Annotated in this window: 19 protein-coding genes; 9 read left to right on the forward strand and 10 right to left on the reverse strand. The window is 70.1% G+C overall.

What is annotated here, in order from left to right:
- The first annotated feature begins 2 nt into the window (after window positions 1-2).
- The 4 genes from OG329_RS17735 (at window position 3) to OG329_RS17750 (ending at window position 3989) form a co-directional block, all read left to right on the forward strand.
- The gene (locus OG329_RS17735; protein WP_405796256.1) at window positions 3-1187 is read left to right on the forward strand and encodes a sensor histidine kinase; all 1185 of its coding nucleotides are present in this window, start codon (window positions 3-5) and stop codon (window positions 1185-1187) included.
- A gap of 7 nt (window positions 1188-1194) precedes the next feature.
- Window positions 1195-1902, forward strand: a complete 708-nt coding sequence (locus OG329_RS17740; protein WP_405796257.1) for a response regulator — start codon at window positions 1195-1197, stop codon at window positions 1900-1902.
- 183 nt (window positions 1903-2085) lie between these two features.
- Window positions 2086-3312, forward strand: a complete 1227-nt coding sequence (locus tag OG329_RS17745) for a sensor histidine kinase (protein WP_405796258.1) — start codon at window positions 2086-2088, stop codon at window positions 3310-3312.
- 68 nt (window positions 3313-3380) lie between these two features.
- The gene (locus OG329_RS17750; protein WP_405796259.1) at window positions 3381-3989 is read left to right on the forward strand and encodes a DNA-binding response regulator; all 609 of its coding nucleotides are present in this window, start codon (window positions 3381-3383) and stop codon (window positions 3987-3989) included.
- 33 nt (window positions 3990-4022) lie between these two features.
- Here the strand turns inward: OG329_RS17750 and OG329_RS17755 are convergent, their stop codons facing one another.
- From OG329_RS17755 to OG329_RS17765, 3 genes are all read right to left on the reverse strand, one after another.
- Window positions 4023-4637, reverse strand: coding sequence for an NADH oxidase (locus OG329_RS17755; RefSeq protein ID WP_405796260.1), 615 nt, complete (start codon window positions 4635-4637; stop codon window positions 4023-4025).
- Between the two features lie 102 nt (window positions 4638-4739).
- Window positions 4740-5591, reverse strand: coding sequence for a BTAD domain-containing putative transcriptional regulator (locus tag OG329_RS17760; protein ID WP_405796261.1), 852 nt, complete (start codon window positions 5589-5591; stop codon window positions 4740-4742).
- A gap of 176 nt (window positions 5592-5767) precedes the next feature.
- Complete coding sequence (locus tag OG329_RS17765) at window positions 5768-6958, reverse strand: serine hydrolase domain-containing protein (protein ID WP_405796264.1); 1191 nt, start codon at window positions 6956-6958, stop codon at window positions 5768-5770.
- 145 nt (window positions 6959-7103) lie between these two features.
- Here OG329_RS17765 and OG329_RS17770 point away from each other — a divergent pair, with 145 nt between their 5' ends.
- A complete protein-coding gene (locus OG329_RS17770) occupies window positions 7104-7739 on the forward strand; it encodes a TetR/AcrR family transcriptional regulator (protein WP_405796265.1) in 636 nt (211 codons plus the stop codon).
- On the opposite strand, the gene OG329_RS17775 is transcribed toward OG329_RS17770, so the two are convergent.
- Window positions 7693-8604, reverse strand: a complete 912-nt coding sequence (locus OG329_RS17775; RefSeq protein ID WP_405796266.1) for an alpha/beta hydrolase — start codon at window positions 8602-8604, stop codon at window positions 7693-7695. The two genes, OG329_RS17770 and OG329_RS17775, sit on opposite strands and share 47 nt — an antisense overlap.
- Window positions 8605-8670: 66 nt before the next feature.
- Between OG329_RS17775 and OG329_RS17780 the strand changes: the two genes are divergently transcribed.
- The 3 genes from OG329_RS17780 (at window position 8671) to OG329_RS17790 (ending at window position 12268) form a co-directional block, all read left to right on the forward strand.
- Entirely contained in the window at window positions 8671-9369 is a 699-nt protein-coding gene (locus OG329_RS17780) for a TIGR03086 family metal-binding protein (protein WP_405796267.1), read from the forward strand.
- Window positions 9357-11213: a S9 family peptidase gene (locus tag OG329_RS17785; RefSeq protein ID WP_405796268.1), complete on the forward strand. Its 1857-nt coding sequence runs from the start codon at window positions 9357-9359 to the stop codon at window positions 11211-11213. The genes OG329_RS17780 and OG329_RS17785 overlap by 13 nt, the downstream gene beginning before the upstream one ends.
- A gap of 302 nt (window positions 11214-11515) precedes the next feature.
- Window positions 11516-12268: an SURF1 family protein gene (locus OG329_RS17790; protein ID WP_405796270.1), complete on the forward strand. Its 753-nt coding sequence runs from the start codon at window positions 11516-11518 to the stop codon at window positions 12266-12268.
- 20 nt (window positions 12269-12288) lie between these two features.
- Here OG329_RS17790 and OG329_RS17795 read toward each other — a convergent pair whose 3' ends face one another.
- From OG329_RS17795 to OG329_RS17815, 5 genes are all read right to left on the reverse strand, one after another.
- Entirely contained in the window at window positions 12289-13368 is a 1080-nt protein-coding gene (locus tag OG329_RS17795; protein WP_405796271.1) for a hypothetical protein, read from the reverse strand.
- A gap of 182 nt (window positions 13369-13550) precedes the next feature.
- On the reverse strand, window positions 13551-14213 hold the full coding sequence (locus tag OG329_RS17800; RefSeq protein ID WP_405796273.1) for a SigE family RNA polymerase sigma factor: 663 nt from the start codon (window positions 14211-14213) through the stop codon (window positions 13551-13553).
- 397 nt (window positions 14214-14610) lie between these two features.
- The gene (locus OG329_RS17805; RefSeq protein WP_405796275.1) at window positions 14611-15669 is read right to left on the reverse strand and encodes an aspartate-semialdehyde dehydrogenase; all 1059 of its coding nucleotides are present in this window, start codon (window positions 15667-15669) and stop codon (window positions 14611-14613) included.
- Window positions 15666-16937: an aspartate kinase gene (locus tag OG329_RS17810; RefSeq protein ID WP_405801890.1), complete on the reverse strand. Its 1272-nt coding sequence runs from the start codon at window positions 16935-16937 to the stop codon at window positions 15666-15668. Before OG329_RS17810 ends, OG329_RS17805 begins: the two co-directional genes overlap by 4 nt.
- Window positions 16938-17144: 207 nt before the next feature.
- Complete coding sequence (locus OG329_RS17815) at window positions 17145-17807, reverse strand: dihydrofolate reductase family protein (RefSeq protein ID WP_405796276.1); 663 nt, start codon at window positions 17805-17807, stop codon at window positions 17145-17147.
- Between the two features lie 176 nt (window positions 17808-17983).
- Between OG329_RS17815 and OG329_RS17820 the strand changes: the two genes are divergently transcribed.
- Window positions 17984-19258 (forward strand): M20 family metallopeptidase, encoded by a 1275-nt coding sequence (locus OG329_RS17820; protein WP_405796278.1) that lies wholly within the window; start codon window positions 17984-17986, stop codon window positions 19256-19258.
- 236 nt (window positions 19259-19494) lie between these two features.
- On the opposite strand, the gene OG329_RS17825 is transcribed toward OG329_RS17820, so the two are convergent.
- On the reverse strand, window positions 19495-20073 hold the full coding sequence (locus OG329_RS17825; protein ID WP_405796279.1) for a Uma2 family endonuclease: 579 nt from the start codon (window positions 20071-20073) through the stop codon (window positions 19495-19497).
- Window positions 20074-20094: the final 21 nt, after the last annotated feature.

Genomic DNA, 20094 nt, shown 5'->3' on the forward strand with positions numbered 1-20094 from the left:
CCATGAGTCAGCGGCCACAGTCCCACGACCGTGCGTTGTCCTCCAGGTTCCACTTCTGGAACACCCTCTCCTGGTCCGTGCTCGGTCTGCTGCCCACAGCGATCGCCGTGCTGGACGCCGACGAGACGAAGAAGTACTGGTCGTTGGGGCTGCTGACGCTGATCGCCTGCTGCTACGCCGTGGTCATGACCGTGCCGCGCAACCCGATCCTGCGCCCCGAGGTCTATCTCGTCGTACTGGCCCTCTTCCTCGGGGCGCTCTCCTACCTCCTTGAGGGTGCCGCCGCCTTCTACGTCGTCTCCCTGCCGCAGTTCTGGGTCTTCGCCCGCAGCCCGCGCGCGGCGATCATCCTGAGCGGCATCGCCGCGACAGCGGCGGTCTCCGGCAGCACGCTACGACAGGGCTGGAGCCCTCAACTGCTCACCGGCAACGTGGTGTTCACCGTCATCGCGTACGCCGCCGGGATCGCCCTCGGGCTGTGGCTGCACCGGTTCGTCGGGCAGAGCAACGAGCGCACCGAGCAGTTGACCTCCGAACTGGAAGAGGCGCAGCGGAAGTTGGTCGAGGCGTACCGGGCGCAGGGTGCCACGGCCGAGCGCGAGCGCATCGCCCGCGAGATCCACGACACCCTCGCCCAGGGTTTCGCCTCCATCGTCGTCCTCGCGGAGGCGGCCCGCTCCAGCCTCGCCGAGGCCCCCGACACGTGCGGCCAGCAGCTCGAGTCCATCGCACAGACCGCCCGCGAGAACTTCGCCGAGGCCCGGGTCCTCGTCGGCTCCGCCCCACAGGGCGGTGTCGTCCCCGGGTCGGTCGCCACGACCCTGCGCCGCACCCTGGACCGGTTCGTCCAGGACACCGGGCTCACGGTCACCGCGGCCCTGGAGGACATCGAGTGCGACCACACGGCGCGGATCGCCCTGCTGCGCTGCACCCAGGAGTCACTGGCCAATGTGCGCAAGCACGCCGGGGCGGCCACGGTGGGGGTGGTCCTGGCCCGGCAGCCGTACGGCATCGAGCTGGAGATCACGGACGACGGCCGGGGGTTCCTGGTGGAGGAGTCCCACGGCTTCGGCCTGGTCGGGATGAGCAAGCGGCTGGCCGAACTCGACGGAGATCTCACCGTCACCAGCTCTCCCGGGGACGGGACCCGCGTCCTCGCCACGATCCCCATGAGCAGTCAGGACTGACGCGAACATGAATACCGACGACCGCAGTTCACAAGACGGCCGAACCGACCCGGCCGACCCCGCCGGCAGACCGCTCCGCGTGATCGTCGTGGACGACCACGCCGTGATGCGCGCCGGGGTCGTCGCCCTCCTCGCCTCCGAGCCGTCCATCGCCATCGTCGGCGAGGCGGACAACGGCCTGGAAGGTGTCGCACTGGCCGAGGAGCTGTCCCCCGACGTGGCCCTCGTCGATCTGCGTATGCCCGTGCTGGACGGTGTCGCGACGACCGAACGCATCGTCGCGGGACCGGCGTCCACCCGCGTCCTCATCCTCACCACGTACGACACCGACGTGGAGATCGAGCGCGCGGTCGAAGCCGGCGCCATCGGCTATCTCCTCAAGGACACCACGCGCGACCAGCTCGCGGACGCCATCCGGTCGGCCGCCCGGGGCGAGACCGTCCTCGCCCCGAAGGTCGCCGAACGCCTCGTCGCCCGGATGCGCCGCCCCGCCCCGGTGGCGCTGACCGGCCGGGAGATCGACGTACTGAACGCGGTCGCCGACGGCCTGTCCAACGCCGACATCGGCCGGCGGCTGGTCATCGGCGAGGCGACGGTCAAGACGCATCTGCTGCGGGTGTTCGCCAAGCTCGACGTACGCGACCGGACCCACGCGGTGATGGTGGCCCTGGAGCGGGGCCTGCTCGTACGGCCCACCAGGGGCACCTCCGCCTGACCCGCGAAAACCCGCCTTCGCATCACACACATGACGTTGTCAACTCATTCGCTGCAACAGGCGAGTTGGGGACCGGCGGCACGCAAGCGACGTCATGACACAAAATCTATGGGGTCCGCAGACTCCTCGCATATGCTCCCCGGCAGAGAGCGCTTGTCGTGGTGGCCGAAAAGGGGGCGGGAGATGGGGCGTTGTCGCTGGTCCACACCCACGACAGGGATACGTGAGGGGGAGAGCGGACCGGCCACGAACTCCAGCCGCCATCTGCCGGCGCCCCGGCTGAGCCGAATGATCCTGCTCGCCGCACTGCTGTGTTACGTCGGCGTCACCATGCTCAACATCGTCAGTTCCCAGGTCTCCGGACTCCATGAGATCGGGGCCCTGCTCTGCCTCGTCGTCATCTTCGTCCTGCAACTGGTGCACTCCCGACCGGGTGCGAACGCCGCCCCCGCCCGGTGGAAGCTCCTCACGCTCGGCACCCAGGCCGGCTTGACCTATCTGCCGCTCCTCGTCTTCAAGGCCCAGTGGGGCTCGATGGCCGGATTCCTGGCCGGGTCGATCCTGCTGCTCCTGCCGCCACGGCCGGCCTGGACCCTGTACGGGGCGGTGGGGCTCAGCATGCTGGCACCGCCCCTGCTCACCGAGCGGTCGACGGTCGACACGTTCTACTTCGTGCAGTCGACGCTGCTCACCGGGCTGGTCGTCTACGGTCTGACGCGGCTCGTGGACGTGATCCATCTGCTGCACGAGACGCGCGGCGAGCTGACCCGGGTGGCGGTGACGAAGGAACGCCTGCGCTTCGCGCGCGACCTGCACGACCTGCTCGGCTACAGCCTCTCGGCGATCACGCTCAAGGGTGAGCTGATACACCGGCTGCTGCCGGCCCACCCGGCGCGGGCGAGGACCGAGGTGGAGGACGTCCTGGCGATCTCACGGCAGTCGCTCGCCGATGTCCGCGGTGTCGCGAGCGGCTACCGCGACATGTCCCTGCGGGACGAGATCGATTCGGCCGAGTCGGTGCTGAACGCCGCCGATGTCACGGTCGGTGTCCGGATACGGATCGGAGCGGTGGGCCAGGCGCTGGACACGGTGCTGGCCACCGTACTGCGCGAGGCGGTCACCAATGTGCTGCGGCACAGTCACGCGTCGCACTGCGAGATCACCGCCGATCACGATGGTGAACTCGTCAGGCTCTCCGTCTCCAACGACGGTGTGCTTCCCGACTACCGCGACCCATCTCCCCACAGCGGCAAGGGACTTGGGAATCTGGAAGTCCGCCTCAACGCGGTGAACGGCCGGCTGACCGTGGAGCGCCGCGACGACGCGACGTTCCGGCTGACCGCCTCGGCGCCCCTCCTCCCGGCGGTGGATTCCGTACCGAAGCGGGAGTCCAGCCCTACGGCGGCGTGATTCCGAGGCCACGAAGGCCGGTTGGTAGGCTGCGGAGCACTCGATCACATCTGCTTGGGGGGCATACGGTGATCAGGATTCTGCTGGCCGAGGACATGAACATGGTGCGTGGCGCGCTCGTCGCGCTGCTGAATCTGGAGAGTGACCTCGAAGTCGTCGCGGAGCTGGAGCGAGGAGACAAGATCCTCGAAGCGGCTCTGTCGGTCAGACCCGACGTCGCCCTGATCGACATCGATCTGCCGGGACTCGACGGCCTCTCCGCCGCCGTCCAGATTCATGAGCATCTTCCGGAATGCCGGACATTGATGCTGACAAGCCTCGGCCGCCCCGGCACACTCCAGCGCGCTCTGGCGGCGGGAGTGTCGGGCTATCTCCTCAAGGACGAGTCACCGACGGAACTGGCCCACGCCATCAGGCGAGTTGTCGACGGCCATCGCGTCATCGACTCGAAGCTGGCGCTCGCCTCGTGGAACAGGGAGCGGAATCCGCTGACGGAGCGGGAGGTCGAGGTGCTTCAACTCGCCGCCGAGGGCTCCGAGGCGGCGGAGATCGCGGCACAGCTCCATCTGTCGACGGGTACGGTACGCAACTACCTGACGACCGTCGTGGCAAAGCTCAACGCCCGCAACCGAATTGACGCCATCCGCATCGCCCGGAGCGCCGGCTGGATGCCCTGACGGCAGATCAGTTTGCGTACCGGCAACGGCAGTTCAGCCCTCGGCACCGACCGCCATTCCGGCGGCGGCCAGATAGCACAGCACGGCATGGGTCACCTGAGGTGGCAGAGACAGCGAAGCCGCCGCGGCGGCCCCGGTACAGGGCCGGGCGAGCAGCGCCACCACCATCGCGGCCTCCGGCCGGTGCAGCACGACACGGTGCGGCGAGCTGGTGGCCTCCAGCGAGAACCCGGACGGCAGCGACGTCAGGACGGCGGTGTCCGTCAGCCGCATCGGCCGATCGCACGTCAACTGTACGAGGGTGAAGCGGGCGGCCGGGCCGACGGGAAAGACGGACATCAGCGGACCGCCCAGATCGTCCACCCCGAGCGTGCGCACGATCAGATGGGACAACCGGGCCAGCACCGGCACCACGCACGTACGCACATCGGCCGGATGACGGTCGGGCAGCGCGTTGGCGAGCAGAACGGGACCCAGCTCCATACGCCGCAGCGTCTCGCGGATCAGCGGGCCCGGCCGGTCCAGGCATTCCACCCCCCGATGGCTGGTGAGGACCAACTGATCACCGCGAGCGGTGCGGTGCAGTGTCACGTCCTGGGAAAGTGACCAGAGATGAACGGTGGCGACGTCCGGGGACATGGGACGCATGACGTGCCTTTCGGTCTGGCTGCCGGCACGGGCGGGCAGGCAGGCGCCGCGCCGGAACGGGCGGGCTCTCGTGTGGGGTCGGGGGCCCGGACGAAAGACCTTCTAAGGGAGGCTGGGGGCAGGGACGGAGACGGGGGCGGGGACGGAGACGGGGGCAGGGGCAGGGACGGACAGGGGGATGTCGAGGATCGGATCGCCGGCGAGCACCCAGCGATGCAGCTCCTGGACGCGGCGCGAGGGCTCGATCCCCAGCTCTCGTACGCTGGCGTCGCGCAGTTGCCGGAAGACCTTGAGCGCCTGCGACGTCCGCCCGCTGCGGTACAGGGCGAGCATGAACTGGGCGTGCAGATTCTCCCGCATGGGATGACGGCAGGTCAGCGCGGTCAGTTCACTGATGAGATGGGCGTGCCGGCCGAGCCGGAGATCCGCCGCGATCCTGGCCTCGAGGGCGGCCAGCCTCATCTCGTCCAGCCGCAGCGCCTCGGCGCGCAGGAGGCCGCCCTCGCGTACGTCCTCCAGCCCGCGGCCTCGCCACATCGCGAGCCGGTCGGCGAGCAGCCGTGCCGCCTCCTCGTCCTCGCCACGGGCGAGCACCCGCATGGCCCGCGCCACACCCGTCTCGAAGGCCCGCGCGTCCACGTAGGTGTCGGTCGTGCCCAGGCGGTAGCCGCTGTTGCCGCGGCTGAGGATCGCCTTGGGTCCGACGTCCGGCGGGAGCACGGTCGCGATGCGCTGCCGCAGTTGCTTGACGTACGTCTGCACGGCCGCCGTCGGCCCGGTCGGCAGACGCCCCGCCCACAGCTCCTCGACGATGGCGAGCATGCCTACTTCGCGGCCGGCGTGGGCGGCCAACAGGGCGAGCAGTCTTCGCTGCTTCGCCGCGGTGGGCACGATCGCCGCCCCGTTCACCTTGACGACGAGGGGACCTAGCAGCCCGATCTCCAGACGCGTCATGCTGTTTCCTTCCGCCGTGAGTGACATCGAGCCTGGCAGTCGCTGCCGGTCCGGCGGTAGTGACGGCGCCACGAGTGCGTGTGAAGGAACGAGTCCCGATCATGAACGGTTCACATGGCCATGTCGGCGTGCGCCGAAGGGAGTTGGGGCTACGACGGCTACGACGGCTACGACGGCTACGACGACACCGCGTAGCGCCAGAAGTCCCGCAGCAGGGGCGACGGCACCGGGCCCGCCTCCAACTGCGTCAGCAGGATCGTCACCGCGCCCGTGGCCGGTGTGATGTGGCCGGCCGTTCCCGTACCGCCGACCCAGCCGTAGCGGCCCGGTACGTTCCACGGGTCGATCGCCGCGACATCCACCGAGCCGCCGAAGCCCCAGCCCTGCCCCTCCAGGAACAGGGTGCCCGCGTCACGCTGCGGCCGGGTGAGATGGTCGGTGGTCATCTGCCGGACGGACACGGGTGACAGCAGCCTGTGGCCACCCGCCTCGCCGTCCGCCAGGAGCATCCTGGCGAAGGCGTGCCAGTCGGCGAGTGTGGAGACCAGGCCGCCCGCGCCGGACGGGAAGGGCGGCACCGTACTCCACTGACCGTCGGGCGCGTCGATCAGTTCGAGTCCGCCGGTGTCGTCGGCCCGGTAGTAGGGCGGCACCCGCTCGCGCTCGCGGACAGGGACGCCGAATCCCGTGTCCACCATGCGCAGCGGTGCGAACACCCGCTCGGACAGGAACTCCGGCAGCGACCGGCCCGACACCCTGGCGATCAGCACTCCGAGGATGTCGGACCCGATGTTGTAGAGCCACGCCTCGCCCGGCTGGTGCAGCAGCGGGATGCGCGACAGCGCCGCCATCCACGCGTCCGGCGCGGCGATGTGCTGCGGCTGCGGTGGGCCCTGCTTCAACTCGCCGAACAGCGGCGCGACCGCCGGCAGCGAGAAGTCGGAGGGGAAGCCGTGCCCGGAGCGGAAGGTGAGCAGATCGAACACGGTGATCGGCCGGACGGCCGGGACCACGTCGTCGAGGGGGGCGGCGGGTGTGCGTACGACCATCGGGGCCGCCAGCTCGGGCAGCCACCGGTCGACCGTCTCGTCCAGTGCGATACGGCGGTCCTCGACCAGCATCATGACCGCCGCGGCGATGATCGGTTTGGTGAGCGAGGCGATACGGAAGATCGAGTCCCGGGTCAGGGGTGTGCTGCCCGCGGCCTCGGCCGAGCCGACCTCCGCCACCTCGATACGCTCACCCTGGGCCACCATGGCCACGGCACCAGGCAGGGGTCCCTCGCTCACGTGCGCCGTGAGCAGGTCGTGCAGGTCGTTCGGGTCGCTCGGGTCGCTCGGATCGGTCGCGCCGCTCGTCGCCGCCATGCGTTCACCTTTTCGCGTTCTCGCGTGTGCTGCTACCGGAGCCCTACGGAGCCGGCCTTCGCAGAGCAGACTCGGCCCGGCGCCAGGAATCATCGGTCACGCGCGAGCAATGACCGCACGTTCGTCCGGTTAGTACACTGGCCGAGTGACAGCCAAGAGCACCGACGGACGCATCGCGCGGGGGAACCAGACACGCGAGCTGATCCTGAACCACACCGTCCGGATCGCCTCGGTCGAAGGTCTCGGCGGCCTGTCGCTCGGTCGGCTGGCCGGGGAGCTGAAGCTCAGCAAGAGCGGGGTGTTCGCCCTGTTCGGCTCCAAGGAGGAGCTTCAGCTCGCCACCGTGCGCGCCGCCGCCAAGGTGTACATCGACCATGTCGTACGGCCCGTGCTGGACCTGCCCGCCGGGCTCGACCGGATCCGGCGGCTGTGCGAGGGCTGGCTCACCTACTCCGAGAGCCGGGTCTTCCCCGGCGGCTGCTTCTTCTACTCGGTCTCGGCCGAGTACGACGCACGCGAGGGCAAGGTCCATGACGCCGTGGCGCGGGCGCGCCTCGACTGGGTCGCCTATGTGTCACAGACCGTCGAGGACGCCAAGCAGGCGGGCGAGGTGAAGGACGACACCGACGTCCCCCAGCTCACCTTCGAGCTGGTGTCGTTCATGGAAGGCGCCAACGCCGAGTCCGTCCTGCACGACGACTTCACCTGCTACGCCAAGGCCGCCAAGGCCGTCCTCACCCGGCTGCGCTCCGTGGCGACGGATCCGACGACGCTTCGCTGATCACGAAGTCCCTTACGTGCGCGGCCACTTGGCGGTCGCCGATGATCCGCCGGTGACCGAGCCCGTGCGTGAGGACCAGCCTCGCCCGGTCGCCGAGCGCGGCGGCCAGAGCGTGCGATCCGGCGGGGTCGACCATGTCGTCGTCCTCGTCGTGAACGACCAGGACGGACGGCCCGCCGCCCATCCGCGTACGAGCCTCCATCGGGATCTCTGTACGCGGCACCGAGAAGCGCGCCCAGATGTCGTCCTCGCCGGGGAACAACTCCCGCTCGACACGCCCCCGAAGCTCGCGGTTCAGCCGCCCCCGCAGCCCCAGCCCGGCACAGAACCCGTCGACCAGGTACGCGAAGTCGGGGACACCGCTGATGGCCACGATCCGCTCCGTCCGTACCCCGCTCTCCCGGACGGCGAGGAACGTCGCGGTCACACCGACGGAGTGCGCCACGATCATCTCGAAGGGCCCGTGGTCCGCGTCCAGCGCGGCGACGATGTCGCGCAGATCGAGGATCGTCATGCTCTCGCCGGTGGCGTCGCCATGCCCCGGCGCGTCGAACGCGACCGGACTGAGGCCGAGATCCAGCAGCTCGGACACGAGCGTCGCGAAGCGCGAGCCGCGCGACTCCCAGCCGTGCACGAGCAGTACGGGGCGTTCGCCCGTACCCCACCGGTAGCTGACGGCCCGCCCGCCACCCACGGCTATCTCGCCGACCACGGCCCGGTCCATCACCGGGCGCTCGTCGGGCCGTAGCCGGCTGCGACCGCGTGGTGTGCGGAAGAGGCGGAAGGCGGCCCGGCCGGCGAGCCTCGGAGAGACGTAGGAAACACCGTTCAGGGCGGTGCGGACGACTGTCGCGGCGAGATCCATGGGCCCAGACATTAGCACGATCGTTCGCCTAGTTTTCTAGTGAAACTGAACGTACGATCGTGCGACATGGATCACAATCAACGCTTCAAGAACGAGCTGGACACTCTTATCGACCGGCATCTCCTGCCGGAGGACCGCGAGCGCGAGGCCGTGTGGGCGTACGACCGGGCCGTGATCTTGGAGACCGTACGCATCCTGGAGCACGCGGAACCGGCGGACTGGGCGCGCCCCACACCCTGCGCGGACTGGGACCTGAGCGCGCTCGTGTCCCACATGGCCGGCCGGCACAGGGGCTTCGCCGCCGCGGCGGCCGGCGGCGGCGCCGACCGCCGCCTGTGGCAGCCGCTCCCGCTGGGCGACGATCCGCTCGGCGCCTACCGCGCCACGGTCGCGCTCGTCGTCGAGTCCCTCGCCCAACCCGGCGTACGGGAGCGGCAGTTCGACCTCGCCGAGATCAGCACCACGCGCCCCTACCCCGCCACCGTCGCCGTCGGATTCCACTTCCTGGACTACACGGTCCACGCCTGGGACGTGGCCAGGGCGCTGGGTCTCGACTGGGAACCGGCGGACGACATCGCCGCCGCGGCCCTCGCGATCGCGCTGCGCGTGCCGGACGACGAGCGGCGGCTCGCGCCGGGGGCGCCCTTCCGCCCGGCGCGGACACCGGCCGGCGACGGCCGGCCGTTCGCCCGCGTCCTGACCACGCTCGGCAGATCTCCGGCCTGGACCGCCGTCGATCCGCAAGCAGCAGAATGGAGCGCATGACTGAGAACAACGATCACCAGCCCCACACCCCGGTGGCACCCGAGGCACCCACCGCACCCGCCGTCACCCCCGACTGGGAGAAGCGTTTCCGGGCCCCCCGCGTCTCGCTGCCCGATTGGGCCGAGGACGCGCCCGACCGCGCGCTGTTCGTGTCCAACGCGACGGGTACGTACGAGCTGTACGCGTGGGACCGCGCCACCGGCGCCCAGCGCCAGGTCACCGACCGCCCCAACGGCACCATGGACGGCACGCTGACCCCCGACGGCCGGTGGATCTGGTGGTTCAACGACACCGACGGCGACGAGTTCGGTGTCTGGATGCGGCAGCCCTTCGAGGGCGGTGTGGGCGGGCCCGCCGACGAGGCGGCCACGCCCGGTATCGACGCCGCGTACCCCAGCGGGCTCGCGCTCGGCCGTGACGGGACGGCGATCGTCGGCTGCTCGACCGACGAGGACGGCTCCACGATCCATGTCCTGCCCGCCGGTGGCACCCCGGTCGAGATCTACCGGCACCGCGAGTCGGCCGGCGTCGGCGACCTGTCGCACGACGGGACGCTCGTCGCCGTCGAGCACACCGAGCACGGCGACGCGATGCACTCCGCGCTGCGCGTGGTCCGCCTCGACGGCACGACGGTCGCCGAGCTGGACGACACGAAGGGCGGCGAGGTCGAACTGGGCCTGACCGTCCTCGGTTTCGCGCCGGTCGACGGCGACACCCGCCTTCTCGTCGGACATCAGCGGCGCGGTCGCTGGGAGCCGATCGTGTGGGACGTGGCCTCGGGCGAGGAGAACGATCTCGCGATCGAGCTGCCCGGAGACGTATCGGCCGAGTGGTATCCGGACGGGTCCGCGCTGCTGATCGTGCACAGCTTCGAGGCGCGCAGCGAGCTGTGGCGCTACGACTTCGCGACGCGCGCGCTCACCCAGGTCGAGACGCCCGCCGGGACGGTGTCGGGGGCGACGGCCCGGCCGGACGGCTCGGTGGAGTACCTGTGGTCGTCGGCGGCCCGGCCGCCCGTGGTGCGCTCCACGTCGGGCGACGTCGTACTCGACCCGCCGGGCGCGAAGGCGCCCGAGTCCGTGCCGGTGACCGACGTGTGGGTGGAGGGGCCCGGCGGCCGGATCCACGCGCTGGTGCAGCGGCCGGCGGGCGAGGGCCCCTACCCCACGGTCTTCGAGGTCCACGGCGGCCCGACCGCACACGACAGGGACGCGTTCACTGCGGGCCCGGCGGCCTGGGTGGACCACGGCTACGCGGTCGTACGGGTCAACTACCGCGGCTCCACCGGCTACGGCCGCGAGTGGACGGACGCGCTCAAGCACCGCATCGGCCTCATCGAGCTGGAGGACATCGCGGCGGTGCGCGAGTGGGCGGTGTCGTCGGGCCTCGCCGACCCGGCGAAGCTCGTGCTCTCGGGCGGCTCGTGGGGCGGCTATCTCACGCTGCTCGGCCTCGGCACGCAGCCCGACGCGTGGGCGGTGGGACTGGCGGCCGTACCGGTGGCGGACTACGTCACCGCGTACCACGACGAGATGGAGGCGCTGAAGTCCCTGGACCGCACGCTGCTCGGGGGCACACCGGAGGAGGTCCCGGAGCGCTACGAGGCGTCGTCCCCCCTGACGTACGTGGACGCGGTGCGCGCCCCCGTCTACATCTCGGCCGGCCTGAACGACCCACGCTGCCCGATCCAGCAGGTGGAGAACTACGTCAACCGCCTGGCATCCCGCGCCGCCCCCCACGAGGTCTACCGCTACGACGCGGGTCACGGATCCCTGGTGGTGGAGGAGCGAATCAAACAGGTGGCCCTGGAACTGGACTTCGCCCACCGCCACGTGGGTAGGTGATTTCAGCCCACCCGCACATTCAGCCCGTCCGGCGCTTGAGAACAAACCGGTCCGCACTCCCAGCCCGTCCGGCGCTTGAGGACAACCCGGTCCGCACTCCCAGCCCGTCCGGCGCTTGAGGACGAACCGTCCGCCGGACGGGCCCGGCGAAACCAACGCGGCCCCGCCCCGAGCACGCCGCAGCACGCGGACCAGCCGCATTCCCAGCCCGTCCGGCGTTTGAGGACGAACCGTCCGCCGGACGGGCCCGGCGAAGGCAACCCGGCCCACAGCCCGCCGCAGGCGCTGCGTACCGTAGAGGCGTGTACCGGTTCCTGCTGACGCCCCGATGGTGGGGCATCAATGTCTTCGTGCTGCTCGCGATCCCCTTCTGCATCTTCATGGGGACCTGGCAGCTCGGCCGTTTCGAGGACCGCGTCGACGCGCACCGCAGCGCCGAGGCCGGTCCCGACCCCGCGAAGCGCGCCACCGTGCCGCTCGCGGATCTGCTGCCCGTCGACCAGGAGACCTCCGGCCGCCACGCGACGGCCAGCGGTACGTACGGGGACCAACTCCTCGTACCGAACCGGCAGTTGGACGACAAGTCCGGCTCGTACGTGCTGACCCTCCTGCGCACCGACAGCGGCAAGGCGCTGCCCGTCGTGCGCGGCTGGCTGCCGACCGGCGCGGCCGTGCCCCCCGCCCCGAAGGGCGAGGTCACGGTGGTCGGCGCGCTCCAGGCGCCGGAGAACACGGGCACGGACGGCGCCGACTCCCGTGGCGGGCTGCCGAGCGGGCAGGTCGGCATCATCAGCGGGGCGTCGCTGATCAATCTCGTACCGTACGAGGTGTACGACGCGTGGGTCACCGTCACCGAGCCCGAGGCCGGGCTGAAGCCCGTACCGCCCAAGGCACCGCAGGGCACCGGGCTCGATCTGAAGGCGTTCCAGAACCTCGGGTACACGGGCGAGTGGTTCGTCTTCGTCGCGTTCGTGCTGTTCATGTGGTTCCGGCTGTTCCGCCGCGAGACCGAGGCCCTCAAGGACCGCGCCCTGGGCCTGGAGACCGCGGCGTAGCACCGGGCGCAGACGCCGCCCTACGACGCTTCCAGCACACCCGTCCGGTAGATCGTGCCCGCACACGCGTTGTCGATCGTCGTCTCCGCCGGCGTCGAACCGGGCTCCGGAGTGTGCACGACCTCGATGCTGCCGTCCTTGGGCTCGTCCTCGCTGCCGAGCTGCGGCGCCGTCTCGACCGGCGCCGTCCCCGTGCCGTTCGTCGCACCGCCCGAGTCGCCCTCCGTGGGCGAGGGGTTCGGTGACGGCTCGCTGGTCGGACATGTGTCGGTCGGCACCCAGGCGAACATCACCTCGTACGCCCCCGAGGGTTCGAGCACCAGCGCGCTCGTCTCCTGCGAGGGGTCCGGCAGATCGCTCGCGGGGTCGCCCGGCGTGTGGTTCACCACTTCGATCTTGCTCGGATCGGCGGCACCCACCGCCTGGAAGCCGACGGATCCGTTGCCGCTGACGGAGCAGTCGGTGCCGGAGATGTTGGAGATACGGAACCGGCCGTACACCGTGCCGTCCGCCTGCGGTTCGCCCGTCACGGCCGACGTCACGCCGAGCTGAGTCGCGTCACAGGTCGCCGCGGCGGGGGTGACGCCGGTCTGCGGGTCGCTGCCGTTGCCACCGGTCGTACCGCCCGACACCCCACCGACGCCGGACTCGGGCGTGTCCGTGTCGCCGGAGTCGCCCTGCCCGCTGTCCAACTCGCCCGGAGGGTTTGTGCCGCCCTTCTCACCGTCTTTCGGGCCGCCGCCGGAGCCGGTGCCGCCCTGGACCTGCTCCCCGTGGCCCACGTTGAAAGACTTGCTGTCCGAGCCGCCACCGGTGTTGGCGACGTGCACGTAGGCGGGGACCGCCGTACCGAACAGCAGCGCCGCCGCCGCGACACCGACGAACGCCTGGCGCTTGCGCGCGCGACGGGCGGGGATGGCCCGGCGCAGATGGTCGAGGGCGCCGTCGGAGGGCTCGATCTCCTGGACGACGCCGTGCAGGAGGCGGCGCAGCGCCAGTTCGTCGGTGACGGCCGTACTGTCCGTGCCGCCCGTACCGTCCGCCGTTCCGGCACCGGGGCCACCGAACACGGACGCGAGCGACGCGAGGGGCTGCGTCACATCCGCCGAGTTACGACCCGCTGCGGCACCCGCCGGGGAATCCGCGCCGCCGGGCACACTGTGCAGGTCTCCGCCCGGTTCTTCTTCCGGCCCGTTGTTCACAGTTCCATTTCCAGTCGACTCGCCCGTCGGACCGTCCGGCCCCTCCGGCCTTTCGTGGTCCTGATCATGCTCGTGCCCGCTCATGCCGTGGCCTCCATGGCGATACGCAGCGCCGCGATGCCCCGCGAGCCGTACGCCTTCACCGAGCCCAGGGATATGCCGAGCGTCTCGGAGACCTGCGCCTCCGTCATGTCCGCGAAGTAGCGCAGCACCAGCACCTCGCGCTGGCGGCGCTGGAGGCCGCGCATGGCCTTGATCAGCGCGTCACGCTCCAGCAGGTCGTACGCGCCTTCCTCGGCGCTCGCCATGTCGGGCATCGGCTTCGACAGCAGCTTGAGCCCGAGGATGCGCCGTCGCAGCGCGGAGCGCGAGAGATTGACGACCGTCTGGCGCAGATACGCGAGGGTCTTCTCCGGCTCGCGGACGCGATTGCGCGCCGAGTGCACACGGATGAACGCTTCCTGCACGACGTCCTCGCAGGAGGCCGTGTCGTCCAGGAGCAGCGCCGCGAGGCCGAGCAGTGAGCGGTAGTGCTGTCGGTAGGTCTCGGTCAGGTGGTCGACGGTGGTACCGGCTGCCATCGTGTCGTCAGCGCCCTCGCGCCGGTCCGAGATGCCTGCCGGGCGTGCCGCCGGCATGGGAGCGATCACCGGCATACCACCGGGCCTGCGGGGTCGACGGGCCGGCCGCACCGAAGTGCCGCGAACCGGGACGACCGCTGTGAAATCGAGAACCTCTGCCACGCCTGTTGGACACGCTTCCCCCGCCCAGGGTTGTACGCGTTCGCGCCCGCATTTGACGATGCACCAATTGCCCTCATGCGTACCTGATCTCCCCCACATGCCCCATTTGCCCACGGCTCCACACTGGGGCGACCGCTTAGACGCTTCCGGTCAACCGGCGGTTGCGGAAAGTCGAGTGAGCATCGTCCGCCACCCGAACACCCCAGTTCAAGTGGCACAGACCAGCGATTTGCTCACAGGGCGTTCACAGATTCTACAAAGAGTCGAACACCCAACTCGGTCCGGGTTCCTCGCTACCGGCCCACCCCGCGCTCCCGCGCCCCGCCCCCGCCACAGGCCGGCGGACTCCCCGCCACAGTCCGGTGAACTCCCCACTCACAGCCCGGCGAACTCCCCGCTACACGCCCGTGAACTCCCCGGCCACGGCCTCCGCGATCTGCGCGATGTTGAGCGCCGCGCCCTTCCGGAGGTTGTCGCCGCACACGAACAGCTCCAGCGCCCGCTCGTCGTCCAGCGAGCGCCGCACCCGCCCCACCCAGGTCGGGTCGGTCCCCACCACGTCCGCCGGCGTCGGGAAGTCCCCCGCCGCCGGATTGTCGAACAGCACCACACCCGGCGACGTCGCCAGGATCTCGTGCGCCCGGTCGACCGTGACCTCGCCCTCGAAGCGCGCGTGCACGGCCAGCGAGTGCACGGTGATCACGGGCACATGCACACACGTCACCGCGATCTTCAGATCGGGCAGGTCGAGGACCTTGCGGGTCTCCTCGCGGATCGCCATCTCCTCGGACGACCAGCCGTCCGCCATGAGCGAGCCCGCCCACGGCACGACGTTGAGCGCCAGCGGTCCGCCGAACGGCCCGGTGATGTCGCCGACCGCGCGCCGTACGTCTCCGGGGTTCGTCCCCAGCTCCGTACCGGCCACGGCCGACATCTGCCGCCGCAGCGCCGAGATGCCGTCCTGCCCCGCCTCGCTGACCGCCTGGTACGAGGACACGACCAGCTCGCGCACCCCGAACTCGGCGTGCAGCGAGCCGACCGCGACGATCATCGACAGCGTGGCGCAGCCGGGACTCGCGACGATGCCGCGCGGGCGCAGCCGTGCGGCATGCGGATTCAGCTCGGGCACCACGAGCGGTACGTCGGGATCCATCCGGAACGCGGCGGAGGCGTCCACCACGACGGCGCCCTGCGACACCGCGATGGGTGCCCACTGGGCGGACACGGCGTCCGGTACGAGAAACAGCGCGACGTCCACACCGGCGAGCGCGCTCTCGCTGAGCGCCACGACCTCGGTCTGCTCGCCCCGTACGGCCAGCTTGCGGCCGGCCGCGCGGGGTGAGGCGAGAAGGCGGATCTCGCCCCAGACGTCGGCGTGCTGCGACAGGATCTGGAGCATGACGGCGCCGACGCCCCCGGTCGCGCCTACGACCGCGAGCGTCGGGCGCCCGTTCATCGTCCGGTGCCTCCGTAGACCACGGCTTCGTCGGACTCGGTGTCGAGTCCGAACGCGGTGTGCACGGCGCGTACGGCCTCGTTCACGTCGTCGGCACGCGTCACCACCGAGATGCGGATCTCGGATGTCGAGATCAGCTCGATGTTCACGTTCGCGTCGGACAGCGCCTCGAAGAACCCGGCCGTGACACCCGGATTCGTCTTCATACCGGCGCCGACCAGCGAGATCTTGCCGATCTGGTCGTCGTAGCGCAGCGAGTCGAAGCCGATCGTGCCCTTCGCCTTCTCCAGTGCGTCGATGGCCTTGCGGCCCTCGGTCTTGGGGAGGGTGAAGGAGATGTCGGTCAGCCCCGTGGACGCGGCGGACACGTTCTGCACGACCATGTCGATGTTGACCTCCGCGTTCGCGATCGCGCGGAAGATCGCCGCGGCCTCACCCGGCTTGTCGGGGACGCCGACGACGGTGATCTTGGCCTCGGAGACGTCGTGGGCGACTCCGGAGATGATGGCGTGCTCCACCTGCTGGTCCCCTTGCGGCTCGTTGCTGACCCAGGTGCCGCGCAGTCCGGAGAAGGACGAGCGGACATGGATCGGAATGTTGTATCGGCGTGCGTACTCGACGCAGCGGTGCAGCAGCACCTTGGAGCCGGACGCCGCCAGCTCCAGCATGTCCTCGATGGAGATCCAGTCGATCTTCCGGGCCCTCGGCACGACACGGGGGTCGGCGGTGAAGACGCCGTCGACGTCCGTGTAGATCTCACAGACCTCGGCGGCCAGCGCGGCGGCGAGGGCGACGGCCGTGGTGTCCGAACCGCCCCTGCCGAGCGTGGTGATGTCCTTCTTGTCCTGCGACACACCCTGGAATCCGGCGACGATGGCGATGTTGCCCTCGTCCAGCGCCGTACGGATGCGGCCGGGCGTGACATCGATGATGCGCGCCTTGTTGTGGACCGAGTCGGTGATGACTCCGGCCTGGCTGCCGGTGAACGACTGGGCCTCGTGGCCCAGGCTTTTGATCGCCATGGCGAGCAGCGCCATGGAGATGCGCTCCCCCGAGGTCAACAGCATGTCCAGTTCCCGACCCGCGGGGATCGGGGACACCTGCTCGGCGAGGTCGGTCAGCTCGTCCGTCGTGTCGCCCATCGCGGATACCACGACGACCACCTGGTGGCCGTTCTTCTTGGCATCGACGATTCGCTTGGCGACGCGCTTGATGCCTTCGGCATCGGCAACGGAGGAGCCTCCGTACTTCTGCACGACAAGGCCCACGTGCGCTCCTCGATCAGTCATGCCGCAGTCGTTCATCACTGCGGTCGGCTCAGTCTAACGAGCAGCCGCATTCCGCTTCAGAAATATCACATCGTGAGATGCCCCGCTCACTCCTTGATCAAGGAGTGAGCGGCGAAGGAAGCGGTGCGGCTGCTCGGTGGATATCCATGCCCGGTCTGACGAGGGCCACGCGGAACGTGGGCCGGGTCACACGCCTGTCCCACCCTCCCCTTCCGCCTCCGCCGCCTCGTCCGCGAACGAACCGTAGGTGGGCCGCCCCGCCAGCTCGTACGCATGGATCGCGACACCCGCACCCGTGACACTGGCTCCGGTGTGCCGCAACGCGGTCGGTACGGCGCCCTCGGCGAACAGACGCCGCCCCGTGCCGAGCACCACGGGGAAGACGAGCAGATTGAACGTGTCGATCAGATCGTGCGCCATGAGCGACCGCGCGAGCTGCCCGCTGCCGTGCACCTGAAGCTCACCCTCCGTGCGCTGCTTCAGCGCGGTGACCTCGTTGACGAGATCACCGCCGATGACGGTGGTACCGGCCCACCGGGACTCGTCGCCCGCCCCGAGGGTGGTGGAAACGACGTATTTGGGGCGGGAGTTGAGCCTGGAGGCGATCGGGTTCTCGGGGTCGGTCACCTTGGGCCAGTAGGCGGCGAAGATGTCGTACGTACGCCGTCCGAGGAGAAAGGCCCCGGCCCGGCCGAGGACCCCGGCCATGAACCTCCCGAACTCCTCGTCCCCGTACGGGAAGCTCCACCCGCCGAGTTCGAACCCGCCGCTGGGGTCCTCCTCCGGCCCGCCGGGTGCCTGCATGACGCCGTCGAGGCTGACAAACGTGGTCAACGAGAGTTTCGCCATGATGACTGCCTTGCTTCCTCTGGTGCGGTGGGGTGCGGTGCGGTGCGGTGCGCTGGGCCGCTGGGGTTATCCCCAGCGCTGTCGGGGTGCCCGCCGGATGGGCAGCGGCAGGCGCGTGGGGCGATCGTGTGTGCCGGGATAACCACGTGAAGGACCACGAAGGGGTACCGGTACCGATGAATCGTCCTATGAAGCACACCCTCGACCGCCGTACGTTGCTGACCGGCGCGGCGGGAGCCGGCGCGGGCATCGTGTGGGGAACGTCGGGGACGGCTGTCGCCGGCGGACGGGGAGGGTCACTGGACCAGGAAACGGTGGACGCGGAGGTCGCGCGACTGGAGCGCGGGCTGATCGAGCTGCGCCGGGACATCCATCTGCACCCCGACGCGCCGGGCCAGGAGGCGCGCACCGCCGCTGTGGTGGCCCGGGAGCTGCGGGCGGCCGGGCTGCGCGTCACCACCGGGGTGGGCGGTCACGGCGTGGTCGCAGTCCTGCGGGGTGCGCGTCCGGGCCGGACCGTCGCGTACCGGGCGGACATGGACGCGGTTCCGCCGGAGGACATCATCGGCGGCGGCCCGGCGACGGCCCACCTCTGCGGGCACGACGTCCACACGGCCGTGGCCATCGGCATCGCACAGGTCCTGGCGCGACTGCGGAAGCGGCTGAGCGGAACGGTGGTGTTCGTCTTCCAGCCCGCCGAGGAGACCCTGAGCGGGGCCCGCGCGATGATCGACGCGGGCGTGCTGGAGGACTACGGCATCCAGGAGATCCACGCGCTGCACTGCGGGCCGTTCCCGGTGGGCCGGTTCGCCGTGACCCCGGGCTTCGGGCTGCCGGGCCAGGACAGGGCTGAGGTGACCCTCTCCGGGCCGGACGCACCCGACGCCGCGCGGCGACTGGCCGTCGAGCTGGGCGCGCTCGCGACGGTGACACCCCCGGAGACGCCCGAGGAACTGGAGCGGCTGATCACCGACGTCCAGACGCCCGACGGGCCGCTGGCCCGATTCGTGAACCTCCGCGCCTGGACGGAGGAGGCCAAGGTGAGTGTGTCCTACCGCTGCTGGCCCGAGGAGCGGTACGTGGAGGTACGCGAGGACATCCGCCGACTCGCCATGACCCACTCCGGGACTGGTGTGAGCTTCCCCGCCGACCCGTTCCCGGCGATGGTCTGCCCGGAACGCGACGCCCTCGTCCTCGCCCGCCACCTGCGAAGGGCCCTCGACCGCACGGCGGTCACCCGGCTCCACGCCGCCTTCCCCTACAACGGCGAGGACTTCGCCCTCTACCTGGACCACGTCCCCGGCACGTTCACCTTCCTGGGCGTCCGCACCCCCGGCTCACCGATCACCACCAGCTTCCCGCACTTCCCCGACTTCACCCCGGACGAAGGAGCGATCGGCCTCGCCACACGTGCGATGACGGGCTGGCTGGCGAACCGCACCGCCGCCTAGGCCGACTGATCCGCCGTTCCGGGCTCGGCGACCCAGCGGCTGGGGTGGCCGTCAGGTCGATCTCCCCAGTGTCGATCGCCGCGAAGAACTCCTGCCGCCGCAGGCGCTTCGACGCGTCCATCACGGCTGCTCCGACCGCTTCCTCGTCGGTATCCGCACCGAACACGGTGCGGGTATCGGCAAGGAACTCTTCATCGATCTCGACAGTGACGCGGCGGGCGTTATCGGCGCGCTTGTCACTGGGCATAGTCCTTGAGTTTGTCGGTCTCCAGCGTGATCCCGACAGGGTCGGGGACCTGGACGACATCGCCGAAGTCGTACGTCTTCGTGCTTCGGTACTCACCGTTCTTCGGCTCCGCGTGCACGGTGAGAGACCAGGCATCGCGGTCAACGAGGAGATAGACCGGGATGTCGGCTGCCGCGTAGCCGTCGCGCTTGTCGATACGGTCCCGCCTGTTGGTGTCGGTGTCGTGTGAGGTGACTTCGACAGCCATCAGGACTCCGGTGGGCTCGGCCCACTCGCCCTGTCCGACGAAGTTCTCCCTGGGCGCGAGCGCGCCGTCGGGCCGTGCGCGGCCTTTGCGGTAGGCGTCGACCTTCAACCCCTGCTCCGGGTAGAGACGCAGGTCCGGCCGCTTGTGCATGCACTGTTCGAGCAGCCACATGACAATCTCGCCGTGATTACCGTCCGGCACGGGCTTGACCTGGACCTTTCCGTTGATGAACTCCAGCCGCACCATCTCTGGCGCACGTCGGGCAAGTTCCTCGAACTCGTCGACGGACATCTGTGGCCGGTCGGTGGTCCTGGGGGTCATGGCGTCGCCTCCTCCCCTCCA

This window comes from Streptomyces sp. NBC_01506 (assembly GCF_045040295.1).
Lineage (GTDB): Bacteria > Actinomycetota > Actinomycetes > Streptomycetales > Streptomycetaceae > Streptomyces.

What these genes read in the sequence shown, in the direction of transcription:
- OG329_RS17735 (WP_405796256.1), top strand. Translation starts at nt 3, where the DNA reads ATGAGTCAGCGGCCACAGTCCCACGACCGTGCGTTGTCCTCCAGGTTC.
- OG329_RS17785 (WP_405796268.1), top strand. Translation starts at nt 9,357, where the DNA reads ATGGAGCGCATGACTGAGAACAACGATCACCAGCCCCACACCCCGGTG.
- OG329_RS17745 (WP_405796258.1), top strand. Translation starts at nt 2,086, where the DNA reads ATGGGGCGTTGTCGCTGGTCCACACCCACGACAGGGATACGTGAGGGG.
- OG329_RS17755 (WP_405796260.1), bottom strand. Translation starts at nt 4,637, where the DNA reads ATGCGTCCCATGTCCCCGGACGTCGCCACCGTTCATCTCTGGTCACTT.
- OG329_RS17765 (WP_405796264.1), bottom strand. Translation starts at nt 6,958, where the DNA reads ATGGCGGCGACGAGCGGCGCGACCGATCCGAGCGACCCGAGCGACCCG.
- OG329_RS17780 (WP_405796267.1), top strand. Translation starts at nt 8,671, where the DNA reads ATGGATCACAATCAACGCTTCAAGAACGAGCTGGACACTCTTATCGAC.
- OG329_RS17820 (WP_405796278.1), top strand. Translation starts at nt 17,984, where the DNA reads ATGAATCGTCCTATGAAGCACACCCTCGACCGCCGTACGTTGCTGACC.
- OG329_RS17825 (WP_405796279.1), bottom strand. Translation starts at nt 20,073, where the DNA reads ATGACCCCCAGGACCACCGACCGGCCACAGATGTCCGTCGACGAGTTC.
- OG329_RS17775 (WP_405796266.1), bottom strand. Translation starts at nt 8,604, where the DNA reads ATGGATCTCGCCGCGACAGTCGTCCGCACCGCCCTGAACGGTGTTTCC.
- OG329_RS17815 (WP_405796276.1), bottom strand. Translation starts at nt 17,807, where the DNA reads ATGGCGAAACTCTCGTTGACCACGTTTGTCAGCCTCGACGGCGTCATG.
- OG329_RS17760 (WP_405796261.1), bottom strand. Translation starts at nt 5,591, where the DNA reads ATGACGCGTCTGGAGATCGGGCTGCTAGGTCCCCTCGTCGTCAAGGTG.
- OG329_RS17805 (WP_405796275.1), bottom strand. Translation starts at nt 15,669, where the DNA reads ATGAACGGGCGCCCGACGCTCGCGGTCGTAGGCGCGACCGGGGGCGTC.
- OG329_RS17740 (WP_405796257.1), top strand. Translation starts at nt 1,195, where the DNA reads ATGAATACCGACGACCGCAGTTCACAAGACGGCCGAACCGACCCGGCC.